The 18,715-nt window shown below is 61.9% G+C and carries 18 protein-coding genes and 2 tRNA genes; 15 read left to right on the plus strand and 5 right to left on the minus strand.

Translation table 11 applies throughout. The annotated features are described in order from the left end of the window. Nucleotides 1–20: 20 nt before the first annotated feature. From FW789_RS18800 to FW789_RS18815, 4 genes are all read right to left on the minus strand, one after another. Nucleotides 21–281 carry a DUF2164 domain-containing protein gene (locus tag FW789_RS18800; protein ID WP_101322500.1) on the minus strand — a complete coding sequence of 87 codons (261 nt, stop codon included), beginning with the start codon at nt 279–281 and terminating at the stop codon, nt 21–23. Next, complete coding sequence (gene hisH / locus FW789_RS18805; RefSeq protein WP_186700506.1) at nt 282–920, minus strand: imidazole glycerol phosphate synthase subunit HisH; 639 nt, start codon at nt 918–920, stop codon at nt 282–284. Then, nucleotides 921–1,514: an imidazoleglycerol-phosphate dehydratase HisB gene (hisB, locus tag FW789_RS18810; protein WP_101323128.1), complete on the minus strand. Its 594-nt coding sequence runs from the start codon at nt 1,512–1,514 to the stop codon at nt 921–923. It lies immediately after the preceding gene. A gap of 208 nt (nt 1,515–1,722) precedes the next feature. Further along, a complete protein-coding gene (locus FW789_RS18815; RefSeq protein WP_101322502.1) occupies nt 1,723–3,378 on the minus strand; it encodes an OFA family MFS transporter in 1,656 nt (551 codons plus the stop codon). 379 nt (nt 3,379–3,757) lie between these two features. Here FW789_RS18815 and FW789_RS18820 point away from each other — a divergent pair, with 379 nt between their 5' ends. The 7 genes from FW789_RS18820 (at nt 3,758) to FW789_RS18850 (ending at nt 9,867) form a co-directional block, all read left to right on the plus strand. Continuing rightward, entirely contained in the window at nt 3,758–6,004 is a 2,247-nt protein-coding gene (locus FW789_RS18820; protein ID WP_446431866.1) for an AsmA family protein, read from the plus strand. Then, nucleotides 6,001–7,068, plus strand: coding sequence for an A/G-specific adenine glycosylase (gene mutY / locus FW789_RS18825; RefSeq protein ID WP_446431867.1), 1,068 nt, complete (start codon nt 6,001–6,003; stop codon nt 7,066–7,068). Before FW789_RS18820 ends, mutY begins: the two co-directional genes overlap by 4 nt. Further along, entirely contained in the window at nt 7,065–7,337 is a 273-nt protein-coding gene (locus FW789_RS18830) for an oxidative damage protection protein (protein WP_340612631.1), read from the plus strand. Before mutY ends, FW789_RS18830 begins: the two co-directional genes overlap by 4 nt. 91 nt (nt 7,338–7,428) lie before the next feature. Next, a tRNA-Phe gene (locus FW789_RS18835) sits at nt 7,429–7,504 on the plus strand. Nucleotides 7,505–7,717: 213 nt separating this feature from the next. Beyond that, a complete protein-coding gene (locus tag FW789_RS18840) occupies nt 7,718–8,179 on the plus strand; it encodes a DUF4234 domain-containing protein (protein ID WP_157831768.1) in 462 nt (153 codons plus the stop codon). A 144-nt stretch (nt 8,180–8,323) separates the two neighbouring features. Beyond that, complete coding sequence (gene ppk2, locus FW789_RS18845; protein ID WP_446431868.1) at nt 8,324–9,343, plus strand: polyphosphate kinase 2; 1,020 nt, start codon at nt 8,324–8,326, stop codon at nt 9,341–9,343. An 80-nt stretch (nt 9,344–9,423) separates the two neighbouring features. Next, nucleotides 9,424–9,867: a hypothetical protein gene (locus FW789_RS18850; RefSeq protein WP_101322508.1), complete on the plus strand. Its 444-nt coding sequence runs from the start codon at nt 9,424–9,426 to the stop codon at nt 9,865–9,867. A 215-nt stretch (nt 9,868–10,082) separates the two neighbouring features. On the opposite strand, the gene gabP is transcribed toward FW789_RS18850, so the two are convergent. Then, a complete protein-coding gene (gene gabP / locus FW789_RS18855; protein WP_446431869.1) occupies nt 10,083–11,480 on the minus strand; it encodes a GABA permease in 1,398 nt (465 codons plus the stop codon). A gap of 603 nt (nt 11,481–12,083) precedes the next feature. On the opposite strand from gabP, the gene FW789_RS18860 reads away from it, so the two are divergent. From FW789_RS18860 to FW789_RS18895, 8 genes are all read left to right on the plus strand, one after another. Continuing rightward, the gene (locus FW789_RS18860; RefSeq protein WP_103435287.1) at nt 12,084–12,857 is read left to right on the plus strand and encodes an ABC transporter ATP-binding protein; all 774 of its coding nucleotides are present in this window, start codon (nt 12,084–12,086) and stop codon (nt 12,855–12,857) included. A gap of 11 nt (nt 12,858–12,868) precedes the next feature. Then, on the plus strand, nt 12,869–13,624 hold the full coding sequence (locus FW789_RS18865; protein WP_186700509.1) for an ABC transporter substrate-binding protein: 756 nt from the start codon (nt 12,869–12,871) through the stop codon (nt 13,622–13,624). 55 nt (nt 13,625–13,679) lie between these two features. Continuing rightward, nucleotides 13,680–14,372, plus strand: a complete 693-nt coding sequence (locus tag FW789_RS18870) for an ABC transporter permease (protein WP_103435289.1) — start codon at nt 13,680–13,682, stop codon at nt 14,370–14,372. Further along, nucleotides 14,372–15,061 carry an ABC transporter permease subunit gene (locus FW789_RS18875; RefSeq protein ID WP_207072341.1) on the plus strand — a complete coding sequence of 230 codons (690 nt, stop codon included), beginning with the start codon at nt 14,372–14,374 and terminating at the stop codon, nt 15,059–15,061. Before FW789_RS18870 ends, FW789_RS18875 begins: the two co-directional genes overlap by 1 nt. 7 nt (nt 15,062–15,068) lie before the next feature. Further along, nucleotides 15,069–16,268 carry a methyltransferase gene (locus FW789_RS18880; protein WP_446431870.1) on the plus strand — a complete coding sequence of 400 codons (1,200 nt, stop codon included), beginning with the start codon at nt 15,069–15,071 and terminating at the stop codon, nt 16,266–16,268. Between the two features lie 302 nt (nt 16,269–16,570). After that, nucleotides 16,571–16,819, plus strand: a complete 249-nt coding sequence (locus FW789_RS18885) for a hypothetical protein (protein WP_446431871.1) — start codon at nt 16,571–16,573, stop codon at nt 16,817–16,819. Between the two features lie 97 nt (nt 16,820–16,916). Continuing rightward, nucleotides 16,917–16,992 (plus strand) — tRNA-Thr (locus tag FW789_RS18890). Nucleotides 16,993–17,155: 163 nt separating this feature from the next. Beyond that, a complete protein-coding gene (locus FW789_RS18895) occupies nt 17,156–18,475 on the plus strand; it encodes a tyrosine-type recombinase/integrase (protein WP_446431872.1) in 1,320 nt (439 codons plus the stop codon). The last annotated feature ends 240 nt before the right edge of the window (nt 18,476–18,715 follow it).

Genomic DNA, 18,715 nt, shown 5'->3' on the forward strand with positions numbered 1-18,715 from the left:
ACCTGTCTAATCGTTGGGGTTCAGGGCTTCTCGAGCGCCCACAGGTCGCTTTCGATGCTCTCGAACCGCTCCTTGAGGTGCAGCTGAACATCGGCAATCGCCCTGTTGTAGTAATACGGAGCCACTTCTCGGGAAAACAGGTCGAGGACCTCGGCCACCTCGAACGACCCCAGCTCAAGCTCGAAGCGGTCTTCAAGAAAGCGCTTGAGCTTGTCCAGGGCCTCGCGCTCCTGTTCGGGGGCGAGGGTCAGGATCGGTGGTTTGGTCCGCGACTTGCTCATTTACCAGCGGCCATCCCAGGCGGCGAAGTTCTGCAGCAACTGCAGGCCATGGGTATGGCTCTTCTCCGGGTGGAACTGCACGGCAAAGCGCGAGCCTTCGGCCAGCGCAGCAGCGAAGTCGACGCCGTAGTGGCCGCGACCGACTACCTGGCCAGGCTTGCCGGCATTGATGTAGTAGCTGTGCACGAAGTAGAACCGGGCACGGTCGGGAATGTCATGCCAGAGCGGGTGCTCGATGGCATGGCTGACTTCGTTCCAGCCCATGTGCGGCACCTTGAGGTGCTCGCCCTGCTCTTCCAGGTCCTTGCCGAAGAAGCGCACCTGGCCGGGGAACAAGCCGATGCAATCGACGCCGTCGTTTTCTTCGCTGTGATCGAGCAGCGCTTGCATGCCGACACAGATGCCGAGAAACGGCCGGTCCTGGCTGACTTCACGGACCAGGCTGTCAAAGCCCAGCCGGCGAATCTCGGCCATGCAGTCGCGAATAGCGCCTACACCGGGGAACACCACGCGATCGGCCTCGCGGATCACCGCAGCGTCGCTGGTGACCAGCACCTTGCCGGCGCCTACATGCTCAAGCGCCTTGGCCACCGAGTGCAGGTTGCCCATGCCATAGTCGATTACGGCTACGGTCTGCATTTACAGGCATCCCTTGGTCGACGGCATTTGCCCGGCCATGCGCTCGTCCTGCTCGACCGCCATGCGCAGGGCACGGCCGAAGGCTTTGAACACGGTCTCGATCTGGTGGTGGGTGTTGTGCCCGCGCAGGTTATCGATGTGCAGGGTGACCAGCGCATGGTTGACGAAGCCCTGGAAGAACTCCTGGAACAGGTCGACATCGAAGCCACCAACCGAAGCCCGGGTGTAGGGCACGTGCATTGACAGGCCTGGGCGGCCGGAGAAGTCGATGACCACACGCGACAAGGCTTCATCGAGCGGCACATAGGCGTGACCGTAACGATAGATGCCTTTTTTGTCGCCAACGGCCTTGGCAAACGCCTGGCCAAGGGTGATGCCGACGTCTTCGACGGTGTGGTGATCATCGATATGCAGGTCGCCCTTGCATTCGATGTCCAGATCGATCAGCCCGTGCCGGGCGATCTGGTCGAGCATGTGTTCAAGGAAGGGCACGCCGATATCGAATCGGGCCTTGCCACTGCCATCGAGGTTGATCGAGGCCTTCACCTGGGTTTCCAGGGTATTGCGCTCGACGGAAGCCTTACGTTCGACCATCACCAGCTCCGCAAAATCATTGGGCGAAAAGGTCGACATTATAGGCCTAGAACGCGTCAGCTTGAAACGCGGATGACATATGGCAACTCGCCGGGGCAATGCAAACGCGGGTAAACCCGCTGGCACCAGGGCTATAAGCCCCCTGCGACAGCGAATTTACCCGCGTTTGGCCCGGTTTGGCTGGCATGCAAGCCAGCCAGCGCGGTTGTCAGTGGAACAGTACGGCAGTCTTTTGCAGGGTAATCCAGATACCCCACGCCAGCGGAATCACCACCACGGCCCAGGCCAGCAGCACCAGCGGCAGGCTGCCCGGCGCGGCGTGCCACTCCAGCGAACGGGCGTTGTCGACGCCTTTGTCGTGGCTCAGCGCGCGCTCGGCCGCAAGCTCGGCATCGGTCATGAAGTACTTGTCGGCTACTGGACGCACCAGGGCGTTGCAGATAAAGCCCAGCACCAGCAGACCGGCGAGGATGTACAAGGTCATGTCGTAGGCCGCCGCACGGGCAACCCCGGCCGCCAGCTGCGACTCGCGCAGGTAGGTGATCAGCACCGGACCGAGCACGCCGGCAGCAGCCCAGGCGGTCAGCAGGCGACCATGGATCGCACCGACCATCTGCGTACCGAACAGGTCAGCCAGGTAAGCCGGCACCGTCGCAAAACCACCGCCGTACATCGACAGGATGATGCAGAACGCCGCCACGAACAGCGCCACGTTGCCCAGATGGCCCATGTTCGGCACCAGGCTGTAGAGGCCAACGCCGAGGGCGAAGAAGGCAAAGTAGGTGTTCTTGCGGCCGATATAGTCGGAGAACGAAGCCCAGAAGAACCGTCCGCCAATGTTGAACAGGCTGAGCAGGCCGGTGAAGCCGGCGGCGATTGCCGCGATCTGCGCCAGTTGCGCGCTGTTCAGCTCGCTGAAGCTCAGCTCGTTGCCGATCAGCTTGCCGGCGAACACTTCCTGCAGCAGTGGCGAAGCCATGCCGAGGATGCCGATACCGGCCGAAACGTTCAGGCACAGCACCAGCCAGACCAGCGCGAACTGTGGGGTTTTCCAGGCAACGCTGACATGCACGTGACGGTCGGTGACCATCGCGTTGGCTTTTTTCGCCGGCGGCGTCCAGCCCTCAGGCTTCCAGCCGGTTGGCGGTACGCGGTAGGTCAAGGCGCCAGCCGTCATGAACACGAAGTAGATCGCCGCCATGACCACAAAGCTCTGCCATACGCCGACTTCAACCGAGCTGCCGAAATGGCCCATTAGCGCAGTGGCCAAAGGCGCACCGACCATCGCGCCGCCACCAAAGCCCATGATTGCCATGCCGGTAGCCATGCCGCGCTTGTCCGGGAACCACTTGATCAGGGTCGACACTGGCGAGATATAGCCCAGGCCCAGGCCGATACCACCGATCACCCCCGAGCCGAGCCACATCAGCCACAGCTGGTGGGTCTTGATGCCGATCGCCGAGATCAGCAGGCCACCGCACCAGCACAGCGCCGAAACCAGGCCAGCCTTGCGTGGGCCGGCGTGTTCCAGCCAGCCGCCGAGCACGGCAGCCGAGCAGCCGAGGAAGACGAAGAACAGCGTGTAGATCCAGCTCAGCATCGAGATCGGCCAGTCACACTCGGCGCTGAACATCCGCGCGATGAAGCCCATGTCCGCCGAACAGGCAACCGGTGCGGTGATGCCGATAGCTTGCGACAACGGCAGCCAGAACACCGAGAAACCATACGCCATGCCGATGCACAGATGGATTGCCAGCGCTGCTGGGGGCACCAGCCAACGGTTGAAGCCCGGCCGGGCAATGATGCGCTCCTTGGACAGGAAGCCCGGCGCGCGCGCCGCTTCTCCCGCAGTACTGCTGCTCATGGTGTTTCCTCTTATAAGTAGACGTTGCCCTCGGCTCTTCGGCCGAGTTGGCTGCACGCACGCTGTGGTCGGATATTCACGGCATCCGCGACAATCGGTCGCGTAATGCGGCGAAAGCGGCGCAAGGTTAACCAGCTGAAACGCTCAATGGAAGCAATCTGACATCGTTATTTTTTTGCCACCTGCGCAAGCCAGCTGAACTGTAGAGTAGCTGGCGGTCAGAAACTGATCAGCCTGAGTAGAACCAGGCTGCGCAACCCGGCGAAACCGATACTTAGGTAGGAAATAACCTATATCTACCGGCGGGTACTCAGGCTAACCAGCCACAGCGCTATACTCTGGCGCTTGAATTTTCATTTCGGACTACAAGGACTCGCCCATGAAAGCGTTCGGCAAAATCCTGGGGCTGGGGCTTCTCGGGTTGCTGCTGATCATCGTGGCACTGGGCTTTGCCCTGACCCACCTCTTCGATCCCAACGACTATAAAGACGAGATTCGCCAGCTGGCACGGGACAAGGCTCATGTCGAGCTGACCCTCAACGGTGACATTGGCTGGAGCCTGTTCCCGTGGCTGGGCCTGGAGCTGCATGAAGCCAGCATCGCCACCCTGAACAAACCCACCGAACCGTTTGCAGACCTGCAGATGCTCGGCCTGTCGGTGCGCGTGCTGCCATTGCTGCGCCGTGAAGTGCAGATGAGCGACGTACGCGTCGAGGGGCTCAACCTGAGCCTGATGCGTGACGAAAACGGCCACGGCAACTGGCAGGACATCGGCAAACCACTGCCGACCCAGGCCAGCACCACGCCTGGCCAGCCTGCGCCGGCGCCGAGCGAACCGAAGCGCAGTGAAGAAAGCGCCAGCGAGCGCTCGGTCAAGCTGGATATCGACAGCCTGACCGTGAACAACGCCCGCGTGCAGTACACCGATGCCAAGACTGGCCAGAGCCTGACCGCCGAGAGCATCCAGCTGAGCACCGGCGCGGTCCACGAAGGGGCGAACATCCCGCTCAAGGCCAGCGCCTTCATCAGCGCCGCGCAGCCGAACATCAAGGTGCGCAGCGAACTGGCCGGCGAACTGCGCTTTGATCGCAAGCTCAAGCGCTACAACCTCGAAGACATGCGCCTGTCCGGCGAAGCCTCGGGCGAGCCGTTTGCCGGCAAGACCATGACCTTTGCTGCTCAGGGCCAATTGCTGGTCGACATGGCAGCCAATGTCGCGTCCTGGAATGGCCTGAAGGTTTCCGCCAACCAGTTGCGTGCACTGGGTGAGCTGAACGTGCGCGAGCTGGACAAGACGCCGCTGGTCGGCGGCGGTATCTCCATCGCCCAGTTCGACCTGCGCACCTTCCTCGACAGCATTGGCCAGCCATTGCCAGCCACTGCCGACCCGGCCGCCTTCAGCAAACTGGAACTGGTCAGCCGGCTCAGCGCCAGCCCGACCAGCCTGGCTCTGGAAGGCCTGGCAGTGAAACTGGATGACAGCAGCTTCAGTGGTCGCGTAGCTATTGAAGACTTCGCCAAGCAAGCCCTGCGCATTCAGCTCAAAGGCGACAAGTTCGACGCCGATCGCTACTTCCCGGCCAAAAGCGAGCAGGCCAAGGGCGCCAAGGCGGCGCGTCAGGCCGAGGTCCAGCAGCAGGAAGCAACCGCCGTTGCCGGTGCCGGCAGCTCGCCGCTGCCAAGCGCACCGACCCAGGTTGCCTGGAGCACCGACAAACTGCTGCCGGTCGACCGCCTGCGTGCCCTCGACCTGCAAGCCGACCTGAGCTTTGGCGCACTGACCCTGGACAAACTGCCGATCAGCGATGCCCAACTCAAGGCCAGCGGCCAGGGCGGTTTGATTGCTCTGCAAAGCCTGCGCGGCGAGTTGTATAACGGCACCTTTGAAGCAACGGGCAGCGTCGACGTACGCCCGGCCGTGCCGCAGATCGGCATCAACACCAAGATCAACCGGGTCCCGGTCGAGCACTTCATCAAGTCCGACAACCCGGAACAGGCGCCGCCAGTCAAAGGCCTGCTGACCCTGAGCAGCGACCTCACCGCCAGCGGCAACAGTCAGAAAGCGCTGATCGACACCCTCAACGGCAACGCCAACTTCACCATCAATGATGGGGTGCTGGTCAATGCCAACCTTGAGCAGCAGCTGTGTCAGGCCATCGCCACCCTCAACCGCAAACAGTTGAGCGGCGACCCGCGTGGCAAGGACACTCCATTCGAAGAGCTGCGCGGCAGCCTTGTAGTGCGTAACGGCGTGGCCAGCAACCCTGACCTGAAAGCGCGCATCCCCGGCCTGACGGTCAACGGCCAGGGCGATCTGGACCTGCGCGTGCTCGGCATGGACTACCGCGTTGGCGTGGTGATCGAAGGTGACCAGCGCGCCATGCCGGACCCTGCCTGCCAGGTCAACGAGCGCTTTGTCGGCGTCGAGCTGCCACTGCGCTGCCGTGGCCCGTTGGAACTGGGTGCCAAAGCCTGCCGCCTGGATCAGGACGGCCTGGGCAAGGTCGCCGCCAAGCTGGCCGGCAACCGCCTGAAGGACAAGATCGACGAGAAACTCGATGAGAAGCTGGGCGACAAGGTCAGCCCGGAACTCAAAGACGCGTTCAAGGGGCTGTTCAAACGATGAGCCCCGAGCAATTCTCCGGCGCCGTGCTGGCATGGTATGACCAGCACGGCCGCCACGACCTGCCCTGGCAGCAAGGCATCAACCCGTACCGGGTATGGGTCTCGGAAATCATGCTGCAGCAGACCCAGGTCAGCACCGTGCTGAACTACTTCGACCGCTTCATGCAGGCCCTGCCCACCGTGCAGGCGCTGGCCGAAGCGCCGGAAGACGAAGTGCTGCACCTGTGGACCGGGCTCGGTTACTACACCCGCGCCCGCAACCTGCAGAAGGCCGCGCAGATCGTCGTCAGCCAACATGGGGGGGAGTTCCCGCGTAGTGTCGAGCAGCTCACCGAGCTGCCCGGCATTGGCCGCTCCACAGCCGGCGCGATCGCCAGCATCAGCATGGGTATCCGCGCGCCGATCCTCGACGGCAACGTCAAGCGCGTGCTGGCCCGTTTCACCGCTCAGGGCGGTTATCCGGGCGAACCCAAGGTTGCCAACGCCTTGTGGGCGACCGCCGAGCGCTACACCCCACAAGCCCGGGCCAACCACTACACCCAGGCGATGATGGACCTTGGCGCCACCCTGTGTACCCGCAGCAAGCCCAAATGCCTGATCTGCCCGCTGCAGCGCGGCTGCGAAGCGCACCTGCTCGGCCAGGAAACCCACTACCCCGAGCCCAAGCCACGCAAGGCGCTGCCACAGCGGCGCACGCTGATGCCGATGCTGGCCAACCGCGAGGGCGCCATCCTGCTCTACCGGCGCCCGTCTAGCGGCCTGTGGGGCGGTTTGTGGAGCCTGCCTGAGCTGGATGACCTCGAGCAGCTCGATGACCTTGCCTATCAGCACGGCCTGCGCCTGAACGGCACACAGGCGCTGGACGGCCTTACCCATACCTTCAGCCATTTCCAGTTGGCCATCGAGCCCTGGCTGGTGCGCGTCGACCCACTGGGTACGCACGTGGCCGAGCCTGACTGGCTCTGGTATAACCTCGCCACCCCGCCGCGCCTGGGCCTCGCCGCCCCGGTCAAGAAGCTGCTGAAACGCGCGGCCGACGAATTGATTGCAGGAGAGCCGCAATGACCCGCACCGTGAACTGCCGCAAATACCACCAGGAACTGCCCGGCCTCGAGCGCCCACCGTACCCGGGTGCCAAGGGCCAGGACATCTTCGATAACATCTCCCAGCAAGCCTGGGGTGATTGGCTCAAGCACCAGACCCTGCTGATCAACGAGAAGCGCCTGAACATGATGAACGCCGAGGACCGCAAATTCCTCCAGTTGGAGATGGACAAGTACTTCTCCGGCGAGGACTACGCCAAGGCCGAAGGCTACGTTCCGCCGAGCGAATGACCCCGTAAAAGCGTAAGCGACGGAATTAATTTAAAAAATTTTCAAAAAGTCGTTGACGCAAACCTGAAAAAGTCTTTTAATGCGCCCCGTTGCCCAGATAGCTCAGTCGGTAGAGCAGAGGATTGAAAATCCTCGTGTCGGCGGTTCGACTCCGTCTCTGGGCACCAAAACACTAAAACCCTGAATCGAAAGATTCAGGGTTTTTTTATGCCTGGGATTTAATCAGCAGGCCGCAGAGCATGTGTGGCCCCGTGCTATCATCCGCGCCGCATCTGCCATCCCTGAGCAGATAGCCCCCAAGGACGATGGTTGAGCATGGACTGCCTCCCAAGACACGCAATGCCTCAGCCCGTTTTTCACACTCGAAAATCGGAAGCGCTATGACATCCCCAAGCGAACTCATGAACAAGGTCAACCGCAAGACGCTGCACATGGTGCTGCTGACCATGGCGACCGGCGGCCTGTACCTGCTGCTGTGGCTGTACAAGACCAATCAGCACCTGCGTGAAGCCACCGGCCAAGAGGCGTGCAGTGAGACCTACATTATCTGGATGTTTGTCTGCACGGGCCTGAGCGGCCTGTTCATCAACGATGAGCAACTGGCCTTGGAAATTGCAGCCGGCTTGCTGAGCATTGCTGCCCTTGTGCTGCAAATCGTCTGGGCATTCAATGCCCGACGCATACTGCTGGCCTTCGCCCACGCCAACAACCAGATCCACTTCCGCATGAACGGCTTCAACACCTTCGTGCTCAACCTGTACTACATCAACTACTGCATCAACGAGTTGGGCGAGACTGACCAACGCCAGCAGCCCGTATACAGCCAGGCCATGCAGCCTTGACCAGCCAGTAACAGCGTATCCGCTGCGCCCGGCCGCCTGGCAGCCGTGGCGCAACGCACGCGTCGTTGACCAGTATCAACAAGCCATTTGCGCAATATCCTTAGCATGATCGGTGGACACTCGAACCGACCCGCAAGGATTTCCATGAGCGACGAATCCACCCCGCTTCTCTCCCCCGCCCCTACTGCCGACACCAGCGCCACCCTCAGCGCAAGCGCCACACCAGCCCCGCGCAGCCGTCGCCCACGCCAGCGCAAGCCGGCCGCCAAGGTCAGCGCCGAGCCGGCGATCCTCAGCATCAGCCAGCAGCCCGCCGCGCTGCAGGTGGCTACCGCACGCAAAGGCAGCAACGAGGACAGCACTTCGGCACGTCTGCCCGCGAGCTATCCGTACCGCACCCGGCTGCGCCGCAACGAATACGAGAAGGCCAAGACCGAGCTACAGATCGAGCTGCTCAAGGTGCAGAGCTGGGCCAAGGACACCGGCCAGCGCATTGTGGTGCTGTTCGAGGGCCGTGACGCGGCCGGCAAGGGTGGCACCATCAAACGCTTCATGGAGCATCTGAACCCGCGTGGCGCGCGCATCGTAGCGCTGGAGAAGCCATCCGAGCAGGAACAGGGCCAGTGGTATTTCCAGCGTTACATCCAGCACCTGCCGACCGCCGGGGAAATGGTCTTCTTCGACCGCTCCTGGTACAACCGCGCCGGGGTCGAGCGGGTGATGGACTTCTGCACCCCGATGCAATACCTGGAGTTCATGCGCCAGGCGCCAGACCTTGAGCGGATGCTCACCAACAGCGGCATCCTGCTGTTCAAGTACTGGTTCTCGGTCAACCGCGAAGAGCAGCTGCGCCGTTTCGTCTCGCGCCGGGACGACCCGCTCAAGCACTGGAAGCTGTCGCCGATCGACATCAAGTCGCTGGACAAGTGGGACGACTACACCGGCGCCAAAGAGGCGATGTTCTTCCATACCGACACCGGCGATGCGCCGTGGACGGTGATCAAGTCGGATGACAAGAAGCGCGCGCGGATCAACTGCATCCGCCACTTCCTGCATTCGCTGGAGTACCCCGGCAAGGACCTGCGCGTGGCCCATGCGCCCGACCCGCTGCTGGTCGGCCGGGCATCGCGTGGCTTTGAAGAAGATGAGGCGCCGACCGCCTGATCGCGACGCGTGCCTCTTGGGTTTGTCGGGCAAGTGCGATTCAATACGCGCACTTTTGCCCTCCAAGGATTTCAGGCCCCATGGCTTCCAACACCAAGCAGCAAAAACGCGCCAAGCGCGCCGCCAGCAAAGCCAAGCAAAACCGCATGGTGCGCAGCGGCCAGGCAGTCAAGGCGAGCGCCGGTGACAGCGCCAGCGTCGAGCAGATTTTCAACAAGGCGCTGGAGTCGGACAGCTACAGCGAGCTGTTCAGCAAGATGAAAGCCGCCCAGGAAACCGGCCTGGTAGCGATGATCGCGGTGTTCCTGGTCGACCCGTTGCTGACCCTGGTGCTCAAAGGCCACAAGGAAGAGCACGCCACCGACTACATCGTGCTGGTGTTCACCGCCTACCGCACCTGGCTGGACGGCGCCGACGAAGAAACCACCATGGCCTGGCTGGAGAGCGACGAGTTCCAGGAAGCCTACGTAGCGGCCTCTGAAGTGGTCGCCAAGCAGCAGCTGCAACAGAAGCAGTTCGGCTAAATCTGCCTCAGCCGCCCCTGTAGAGCGGCCTTGTGTCGCGAAAGGGCTGCGCAGCGGCCCCTGATTCTCAGCTTCGCCGCCGAAATTGCCGGGCCCGCTACGCGGGCCTTTCGCGACACAAGGCCGCTCCTACACCGGCAGCGTTGCGACATTAAAAAGGCCGCGCCCTAATCCAGAGCGCGGCCTTTTTGCATTCAGCTCAACGAGCCGGCAGATCAGTTACTCAGCACAACCCGCCCAGCTGCCACGGCGGCCTTGCGCTTGCGCTGCACCAGCAGGCCGGCAGCGACCACAGCCAGGCTCAGCAGCGCGGTGGCGATGATCTCGATGCGGTGGTCTGGACGAATCGCCATCACCACCAACACGGCGACGATAAAGGCGATGGTCACCCAGGTCAGGCCAGGGAACAGCCACATTTTGAACTCGATCTTCTCGCCGCGGGCTTCACGCTGGCTGCGCATGCGCAGTTGCGACACGGCAATCACCAGATACACCAGCAAGGCAATGGCGCCGGAGCTGGCCAGCAGGAACTCGAACACCTGCGCTGGCGCGACGAAGTTGGCAAATACGCAGAGGAACGCTGCAGCGGTCGACAGCAGCACTGCCCAATGCGGCGTACCCGCCCTGGTGGTGCGCTGGGCAACGGCCGGCGCATCGCCACGCTTGCTCAGCGAGAACAGCATGCGCGAGGACGTGTACAGCGCCGAGTTGAGGCAGCTGGTCACGGCGATCAGGACGACGATGTCGACGATCAGCTTGGCATTCGGCACGCCGATCATGCTCAGCACGGTCTGGTACGAACCGGTGGCCGCCAGGGCTGGGTCGTTCCATGGCACCAGGGCCACGACCAGGAAGATCGACACCAGGTAGAACAGGCAGATCCGCCAGATCACTGAGTTGGTGGCCTTGCTGATCTGTTTGCCCGGGTCTTTCGATTCAGCGGCGGCAATGGTGACGATTTCAGTACCCATGAACGAGAACATGGTGGTCAGCATGGCTGCCAGCACTGCGCCGAGGCCGTTTGGCATGAAGCCCTGGGTGTCGAACAGGTGGCTGACGCCGCTGACCTGGCTGCCCGGCACCATGCCGAACATGGCCGCACAACCGACCACGATGAAGCCGATGATCGCCAGCACCTTGAGCAGTGCGAACCAGAACTCGAATTCGCCGTAGTTCTTCACGCTGAACAAGTTGGTAACGGTCAGCGCCAGAGTGATCAACAGCGAGAACGCCCACAGATCAACCGCCGGGAACCAGGCATTGAGGATCGCGGCCGCAGCATTGGCTTCGAGCGGGATCACCAGGACCCAGAACCACCAGTACAGCCAGCCGATGGTAAAGCCCGCCCAGTGGCCGATCGAGCGATCAGCGTAAGTCGAGAACGAACCGGTGTCGGGCGAGGCGATCGCCATTTCGCCAAGCATACGCATCACCAGCACCACCAGGGTACCGGCTGCCGCGTAGGCCAACAGCACCGCAGGGCCGGCCGCCGCAATGGCGTGGCCGGAGCCAACGAACAGCCCCGCGCCGATCACACCGGCGATGGACAACATGGTGACGTGACGCGATTTGAGCCCCTGAGCGAGGTCATTGGAATTGTGCTTACCGCTCATAAAACTACCTTTGTAAGGAGGTGGACTACCTGAATGACTGGCCAGCGCACCCGGGATTTAGGTAGGCGTCGCTGCATTCTGGAAATATCCTGTGGCAATTACCGCGCCATCTGCGTGCTTGGCTCATCAGCGCCAGGCCCGATATCAATCACGGCGGGGCCTGCAGGGCATTCGGCCAAGGCTTGACCGAATGCACATTAAATCGGCTTATGCCGAGCAGATTACTGAAATACCCACTTACAAATGCACCAAAGGTGCTCCTTGGTAACACCCGCGCACAAAATCGAAGCGCTCAGGTGCAACCGTCAGCGCAACCTCCCTTCAAGCGAGAAAGAGGGCAGTAGCCACTACGGCTAAAAACGGCTTCCCAGTGCGGTGCAAAACTGGCACCATCGCGCCTTTTTTCATCAAGGCTCTGGTGCTGGGCACAAGGCCGGCGGACATCCTCGCGACGTTGCACTGCAACGATGCGACAAACTGCCCCGCCAGCGACCCGAGCCCCTTGCGACCCCGTTGGCTGTCAATGAGCCGCTATGCTAGCGTGGCGCTCGCCAGGAAGGCCGCCAACAGCTGGGAACGCACCCGAACCGAAGAGGACCGCACATGGCCCAGGCCACGCCCGCGCTGGAAATCCGCAATCTGCACAAGCGCTACGGCACCCAGGAAATTCTCAAGGGCATTTCCCTGACCGCGCGCGATGGTGACGTGATCTCGATCCTCGGATCGTCCGGTTCCGGCAAGTCCACCCTGCTGCGCTGCATCAACCTGCTGGAAAACCCGCATCAAGGGCAGATCCTCGTAGCCGGTGAAGAGCTCAAGCTCAAGGCCGCCAAGAACGGCGACCTGATCCCGTCGGACAACCGCCAGATCAACCGCCTGCGCAGCGAAATCGGTTTCGTCTTCCAGAATTTCAACCTGTGGCCGCACATGTCGATCCTCGACAACATCATCGAGGCGCCGCGCCGCGTGCTTGGCCAGAGCAAGGCCGAAGCCACTGAACATGCCGAGGCGCTGCTGAACAAAGTCGGTATCTTCGACAAGCGCCACAGCTACCCCGCCCAGCTTTCCGGTGGCCAGCAACAGCGTGCCGCCATTGCCCGTACCCTGGCCATGAAGCCCAAGGTGATCCTGTTCGACGAGCCAACTTCGGCGCTCGATCCGGAAATGGTCCAGGAAGTGCTTAACGTTATCCGCGCATTGGCCGACGAAGGCCGTACCATGCTGCTGGTAACTCACGAGATGAACTTTGCCCGCCAGGTGTCCAGTGAAGTGGTTTTCCTGCACCAGGGCCTGGTTGAAGAGCAAGGAACGCCGCAGCAGGTCTTCGAAAACCCGAACTCGGCGCGTTGCAAGCAATTCATGTCCAGCCACCGCTAACGGAGCAATACATGCAGACCTACAAGAAGTTTCTCCTGGCCGCTGCCGCCACTTTGGTGTTCTCGGCCAATGCCCTGGCCGCAGACAAACTGCGCATGGGTATCGAAGCGGCCTACCCGCCGTTCAACAACAAGGATGCCAGCGGTAACGTGGTCGGCTTCGACAAAGACATCGGCGACGCCCTGTGCGCCAAGATGAAAGTCGACTGCTCGGTCGTCACCTCCGACTGGGACGGCATCATCCCCGCCCTGAACGCGAAGAAGTTCGACTTCCTGGTGTCGTCGCTGTCGATCACCGACGAGCGCAAGCAAGCGGTTGAATTCACCGACCCGTACTACTCGAACAAGCTGCAGTTCATCGCGCCGAAGAACAAAGACTTCAAGACCGACAAGGCCTCGCTCAAGGGCAAGATCATCGGCACCCAGCGCGCGACCCTGGCCGGCACCTGGCTGGAAGACAACTACGGTGACGACGTGCAGATCAAACTGTACGACACCCAGGAAAACGCCTACCTCGACCTGATCTCGGGCCGCGTCGACGCCATCCTCGCCGACAAGTACGTGCAGTACGAGTGGCTCAAATCCAACGACGGCAAAGCCTATGAGTTCAAAGGCGAGCCGGTGATGGACAGCGACAAGATCGGCATTGCCGTGCGCAAGGGTGACGACAAGCTGCGTGACCAGCTCAACGCTGCCCTGAAAGAAATCAAAGCCGACGGTACGTACAAGAAGATCAACGACAAGTACTTCCCGTTCAGCATCGAATGATTCGCCCGACCGGCACGCCCTCGCGGCGTGTCGGTCCCTAGAACGCACCTAATCAATGAATATTGACCTGCACGGATTCGGTCCGGCCTTGATGGCTGGCACCCTGATGACGGTAAAACTGGCGCTCTGCGCCTTGCTGCTGGGGCTGATCCTGGGCCTGCTCGGCGCCCTTGCCAAGACTTCTGCCATCAAGCCACTGCAATGGCTTGGCGGCTTCTATTCGACCCTGGTGCGCGGGATTCCCGAGCTGCTGTGGGTATTGCTGATCTATTTCGGCACCGTCGGCCTGGTCAACAGCCTCGGCGACGCCCTGAACATGCCCGGCCTTGAGCTGAGCGCATTTGCCGCCGGCGTGATCGCGCTGGGCCTGTGCTTTGGCGCCTACGCTACCGAAGTATTCCGCGGCGCGATCCTGGCGATCCCCAAGGGCCACCGCGAAGCCGGGCTGGCCCTGGGCCTGTCCAAAGGCCGCATCCTCTCGCGGATCATCCTGCCGCAGATGTGGCGCATTGCCCTGCCTGGCCTGGGCAACCTGTTCATGATCCTGATGAAGGACACCGCGCTGGTGTCGGTGATCGGCCTTGAAGAAATCATGCGTCACTCGCAGATCGCCGTGACCGTGAGCAAGGAGCCGTTCACCTTCTACATGGTTGCCGCGTGCATCTACCTGAGCCTGACCGTAGTCGCCATGACCGGCATGTACTTCCTGGAAAAACGCGCCGCTCGCGGCTTCGTGAGGGCTGAATAATGAACTGGGAAGTCATCATCAAATGGCTGCCACGCCTGGCCCAGGGCGCGACCCTGACCCTGGAGCTGGTGGCCATCGCCGTGATCGCCGGCCTGATCCTGGCGATCCCGCTGGGCGTCGCCCGCGCCTCGCGCCACTGGTACGTGCGCGCCCTGCCCTACGGCTACATCTTCTTCTTCCGCGGCACGCCGCTACTGGTGCAGCTGTTTCTGGTGTATTACGGCCTCGCCCAGTTCGAAGCCGTGCGCAACAGTGTGCTGTGGCCGTACCTGCGCGATCCGTTCTGGTGCACCGTGCTCACCATGACCCTGCACACCGCCGCCTACATCGCCGAGATCCTGCGTGGCGCGCTGCAGGCCATCCCCAAGGGCGAAATCGAGGCAGCGCGGGCGCTGGGCATGTCCCGCAGCAAAACCCTGTTCTACATCATGCTGCCACGCGCCTCGCGCATCGGCCTGCCGGCCTACAGCAACGAAGTGATCCTGATGCTCAAGGCCAGCGCCCTGGCCAGCACCGTGACCCTGCTCGAACTGACCGGCATGGCCCGCACGATCATCGCCCGCACCTACCTGCCGGTCGAGATCTTCTTCGCGGCCGGTTTGTTCTACCTGGTCATCTCGTTCCTGCTGGTGCAAGGCTTCAAGCTGCTGGAGCGCTGGTTGCGGGTGGACGCCTGCCAAGGGCGCTAAGGCGCCCATGGCCATCCTTGAAACCGACCAGCTACACGCCCGCTTCCACGCCCTCGACCAGTTTCTGGTCGAGCATCAAGCGCTGTGGAAGCCCAGGCCCTTCACCGCCTTGCAGCTGGGCTGGGAACAGCAGCACCCAGAACTGGCCAGCTGGCTGCGCCAGTGCACCCTCGAAGACGCCGAAGCCAACCTCGACCCAAACCTGCCACCCGCACCTTATCCACAGCTGGCCGCCCAGGCTCAGCAACTGACAGCCCTGGATGAGTTGCCCGACGCAGGCTTATCGCCCGCCGGCCACCGCCTCGACGTCAACGTGCCCGGTCGCAAGTGGCAGCAGATCGAAGCCTTCAGCCGCCGCCTCGGCTTTCGCCAACAGACTCAGCACTGGCTCGACTGGTGCGCAGGAAAAGGGCATCTCGGCCGCCGCCTGCTGCAGCCCGGCCAGCAACTCACCTGCCTTGAATACAACCCCGAACTGGTCGCCGCCGGCCAGGCCCTCAGCGACCACCACAAGCTGCCCGCCCAGCACCTGCAACAAGACGTCATGGCCGCCGACAGCGCCCGCTGCCTCGACCAAAGCAAAAGCGTGGTCGCCCTGCACGCCTGCGGCGATCTGCACGTGCGCCTGCTGCAGTTAGCCGCCAGCCAAGGCTGCCAACACATCGCGTTGGCGCCCTGCTGCTACAACCGCATCCAGGCCAGCGCCTATCAGGCCCTGTCCAGCCACGCCCGCGCCTCGACTCTGCAGCTCGACCTCGACGACCTCGGCCTGCCCCTGAGCGAAACCGTCACCGCCGGCGCCCGCGTCCGCCGCCAGCGCGATGCCTCGATGGCCCGCCGCCTAGGCTTCGATCTGCTGCAACGCGAACAACGCCAGAACGACAGCTACCTGCCGACGCCATCGCTGCCGGTCAGCTGGCTGGACAAGACCTTCGCCGCGTACTGCCAGGACCTCGCCGCGCTCAAACAGCTGCCCCTCACTGGCAACCCCGACTGGGAGGCACTCGAAGCCGCCGGCTGGCAACGCCTCGCCCAGGTGCGCAACCTGGAGCGCGTACGCAACCTGTTCCGCCGCCCGCTGGAGTTATGGCTGGTGCTCGATCGAGCGCTGTACATGCAGGAACAAGGCTACAACGTGCGCCTTGGACTGTTCTGCGACTACCTCCTTACACCCCGCAATTTGCTACTTTTGGCCGAGCGCGAGTGATGAGCAACCTGTGGATAAGTCTGTGCACAAGCTTTTGATGAAATTGGCAGATTTGTGGATCCAACTGGCTATTTAGGGCTGTCTGCTTATTCGCTTAAACCTTCAAGCCCAGCAAAAACAGCACTTTGCGCAAAGACCGGCGGTTGCGACCAACGGTATGCCCGCACGGCAATCCTGGCATGCCGCTTGTGCATAAGCATTTTCAGAATTGTCCGAAAGCGTGATGGCCACCCGCCTTCGCCCGCGCCTACTGAGTTACAATTGCCCGCAATAAAGACTGTCACCGAACGGACTTCGACATCGTGATCCCGATCAAATCCACCGTCCTGCTCAGCTTCGCCCTCGCCGTAACCGGCTGCACCAACACCACCAGCCACGCCCCCGACAAAGCCCTGGGCTGGGACACCCCCGCCATGCAACTCGGCGGCGACCGCGGCCTGCCGCTGCACGTCGCACAGCCCTGCCGCAAACGCGGCTGCGACAACGACAAGCTGTTTTTCAACCCCGCCAAGGCCGAGCCAGGCATAAACACCATCCACCGCGGCTGGTAGGAAATTTCTCCTTTCAGGCCGGTGAGTTACGGGTTTTTGCATTGATTGCACGGAAGTGGTTTACACGGCTGCTCGGATAGCTATAATGCGCCCCTGTGCCGGTATAGCTCAGATGGTAGAGCAACTGACTTGTAATCAGTAGGTCCCGGGTTCGATTCCTGGTGCCGGCACCATTCAAGGTTCCATAGAAAGCTCTCAAAATCTCTGGAACCCCCGAAAAACCCGCCTTCTGGCGGGTTTTTTCGTTTTGGCGTTCCGTCGGATTCCGAGGGTAGCCAGCGCTAATAAGGGTAGTTTTAAGGATAGAGGTCCGTTTCGATATCGGAGACTACCCTTATGGCCCGCACCACTGCCCCGCTTACAGACACCGCCTGTCGCACGGCAAAGCCCAGAGAGCGCGAGTACAAGCTCTTCGACGGCGACGGTCTCTACCTGCTTGTGCAACCCAACGGCCGCAAAGGCTGGCGGCTCAGGTACGTGAAACCCGATGGCCGCGAAGGCCTGACCGCCCTCGGCAGCTACCCGGTGGTCGGGCTGGGCGACGCACGCCGCAAGCGCTTCGACATCAAGCAGCAGCTCGCAAACGGCATAGACCCGATCCAGTCCAAGCAACAAGCCAAGACCCAGGCCGTGATCAATGGCCGCACCTTCGAAAGCGTTGCGCTCGACTGGCACGCGAGCATGGTGCCCAAGTGGGCGCCCGGCCACGCCAAGACAGTGCTCAGCCGTTTGAAGACTCACGTATTCCCTTTGCTCGGTGCCAGAGCAATCGTTGAGTTGGACACCCACGACCTCATGCAGCCACTGGAAGCCGTGACGAAGCGCGGCACCATCGACGTGGCGCTCAGGATCAAGAACTACCTGCAAAGCATCATGCGTGAAGCCAAACGGCTGCGGCTGATCACAGCGAACCCAGCTCACGACCTCGATGGCTCGATCAAGACACCACGGGTAACTCACAGACCCGCACTACCCTTATCGCGGCTGCCAGAGCTACTGGCATGCATCGAGGACTACAAAGGTCGCCCGCTCACGCGCCTCACGGTGATGCTATCGCTGCACGTGTTCGTACGATCCAGCGAACTGCGCTTCGCCCGCTGGAACGAGTTCGACCTCAAGCGCGGAATCTGGGAGATCCCCGACACCCGCCCGGCGCTGGACGGAGTGCCCTTCTCCACAAGGGGTACGAAGATGGCCGGTGACATCCACGTTGTACCCTTATCGCCACAGGCTGTGGCCTTGCTTGAGCAGATCCACACGATCACCGGCAAGTTCGACCTGGTGTTCGCGGGGGATGCCAAACCGTGGAAACCGATGTCCGAGAACACGGTGAATGCTGCGCTCAGGACGATGGGCTACGACACCAAGGTGGATATCTGCGGCCACGGGTTCCGAGCCATGGCGTGCAGTGCGCTGGTCGAATCCGGGCTGTGGTCGGAGACGGCTATCGAGCGGCAGATGAGTCACAAGGAACGCAATAACGTACGGGCCTCTTATACCCACAAGGCCGAGTTCCTCGAAGAGCGCCGGATGATCATGACCTGGTGGAGCCGGTTTCTAGAGGCGAACCGCGAGGACCATGTGACGCCGCATGAGTTTGCCAAGCAGACGGGCGAGAACGTCACGCGGCTTCGCAGTGCCAAAAGGACCGAGTAACCCGCCGCACCACCACCTCAACTCGCAGTGAAGTTACCCACAGCACCGCATGAAGCTCCTCCGCGCGGGTCCTTTCAAACGGGGCTGCAAAGCCGCCCCGTTTGAAAGGACCATACCTAAGAAAAAAACTGCTGGCACAGAGTGCGTCTGTGGAAAACCACTGATGTCAACCGGGGGATAGTTTTATCCACAGGCGCTAAATCCCTGAAATCGCTTTGCTTGACGAATATTGTCCACAGG

Source organism: Pseudomonas sp. 1121_17 (genome assembly GCF_052850745.1).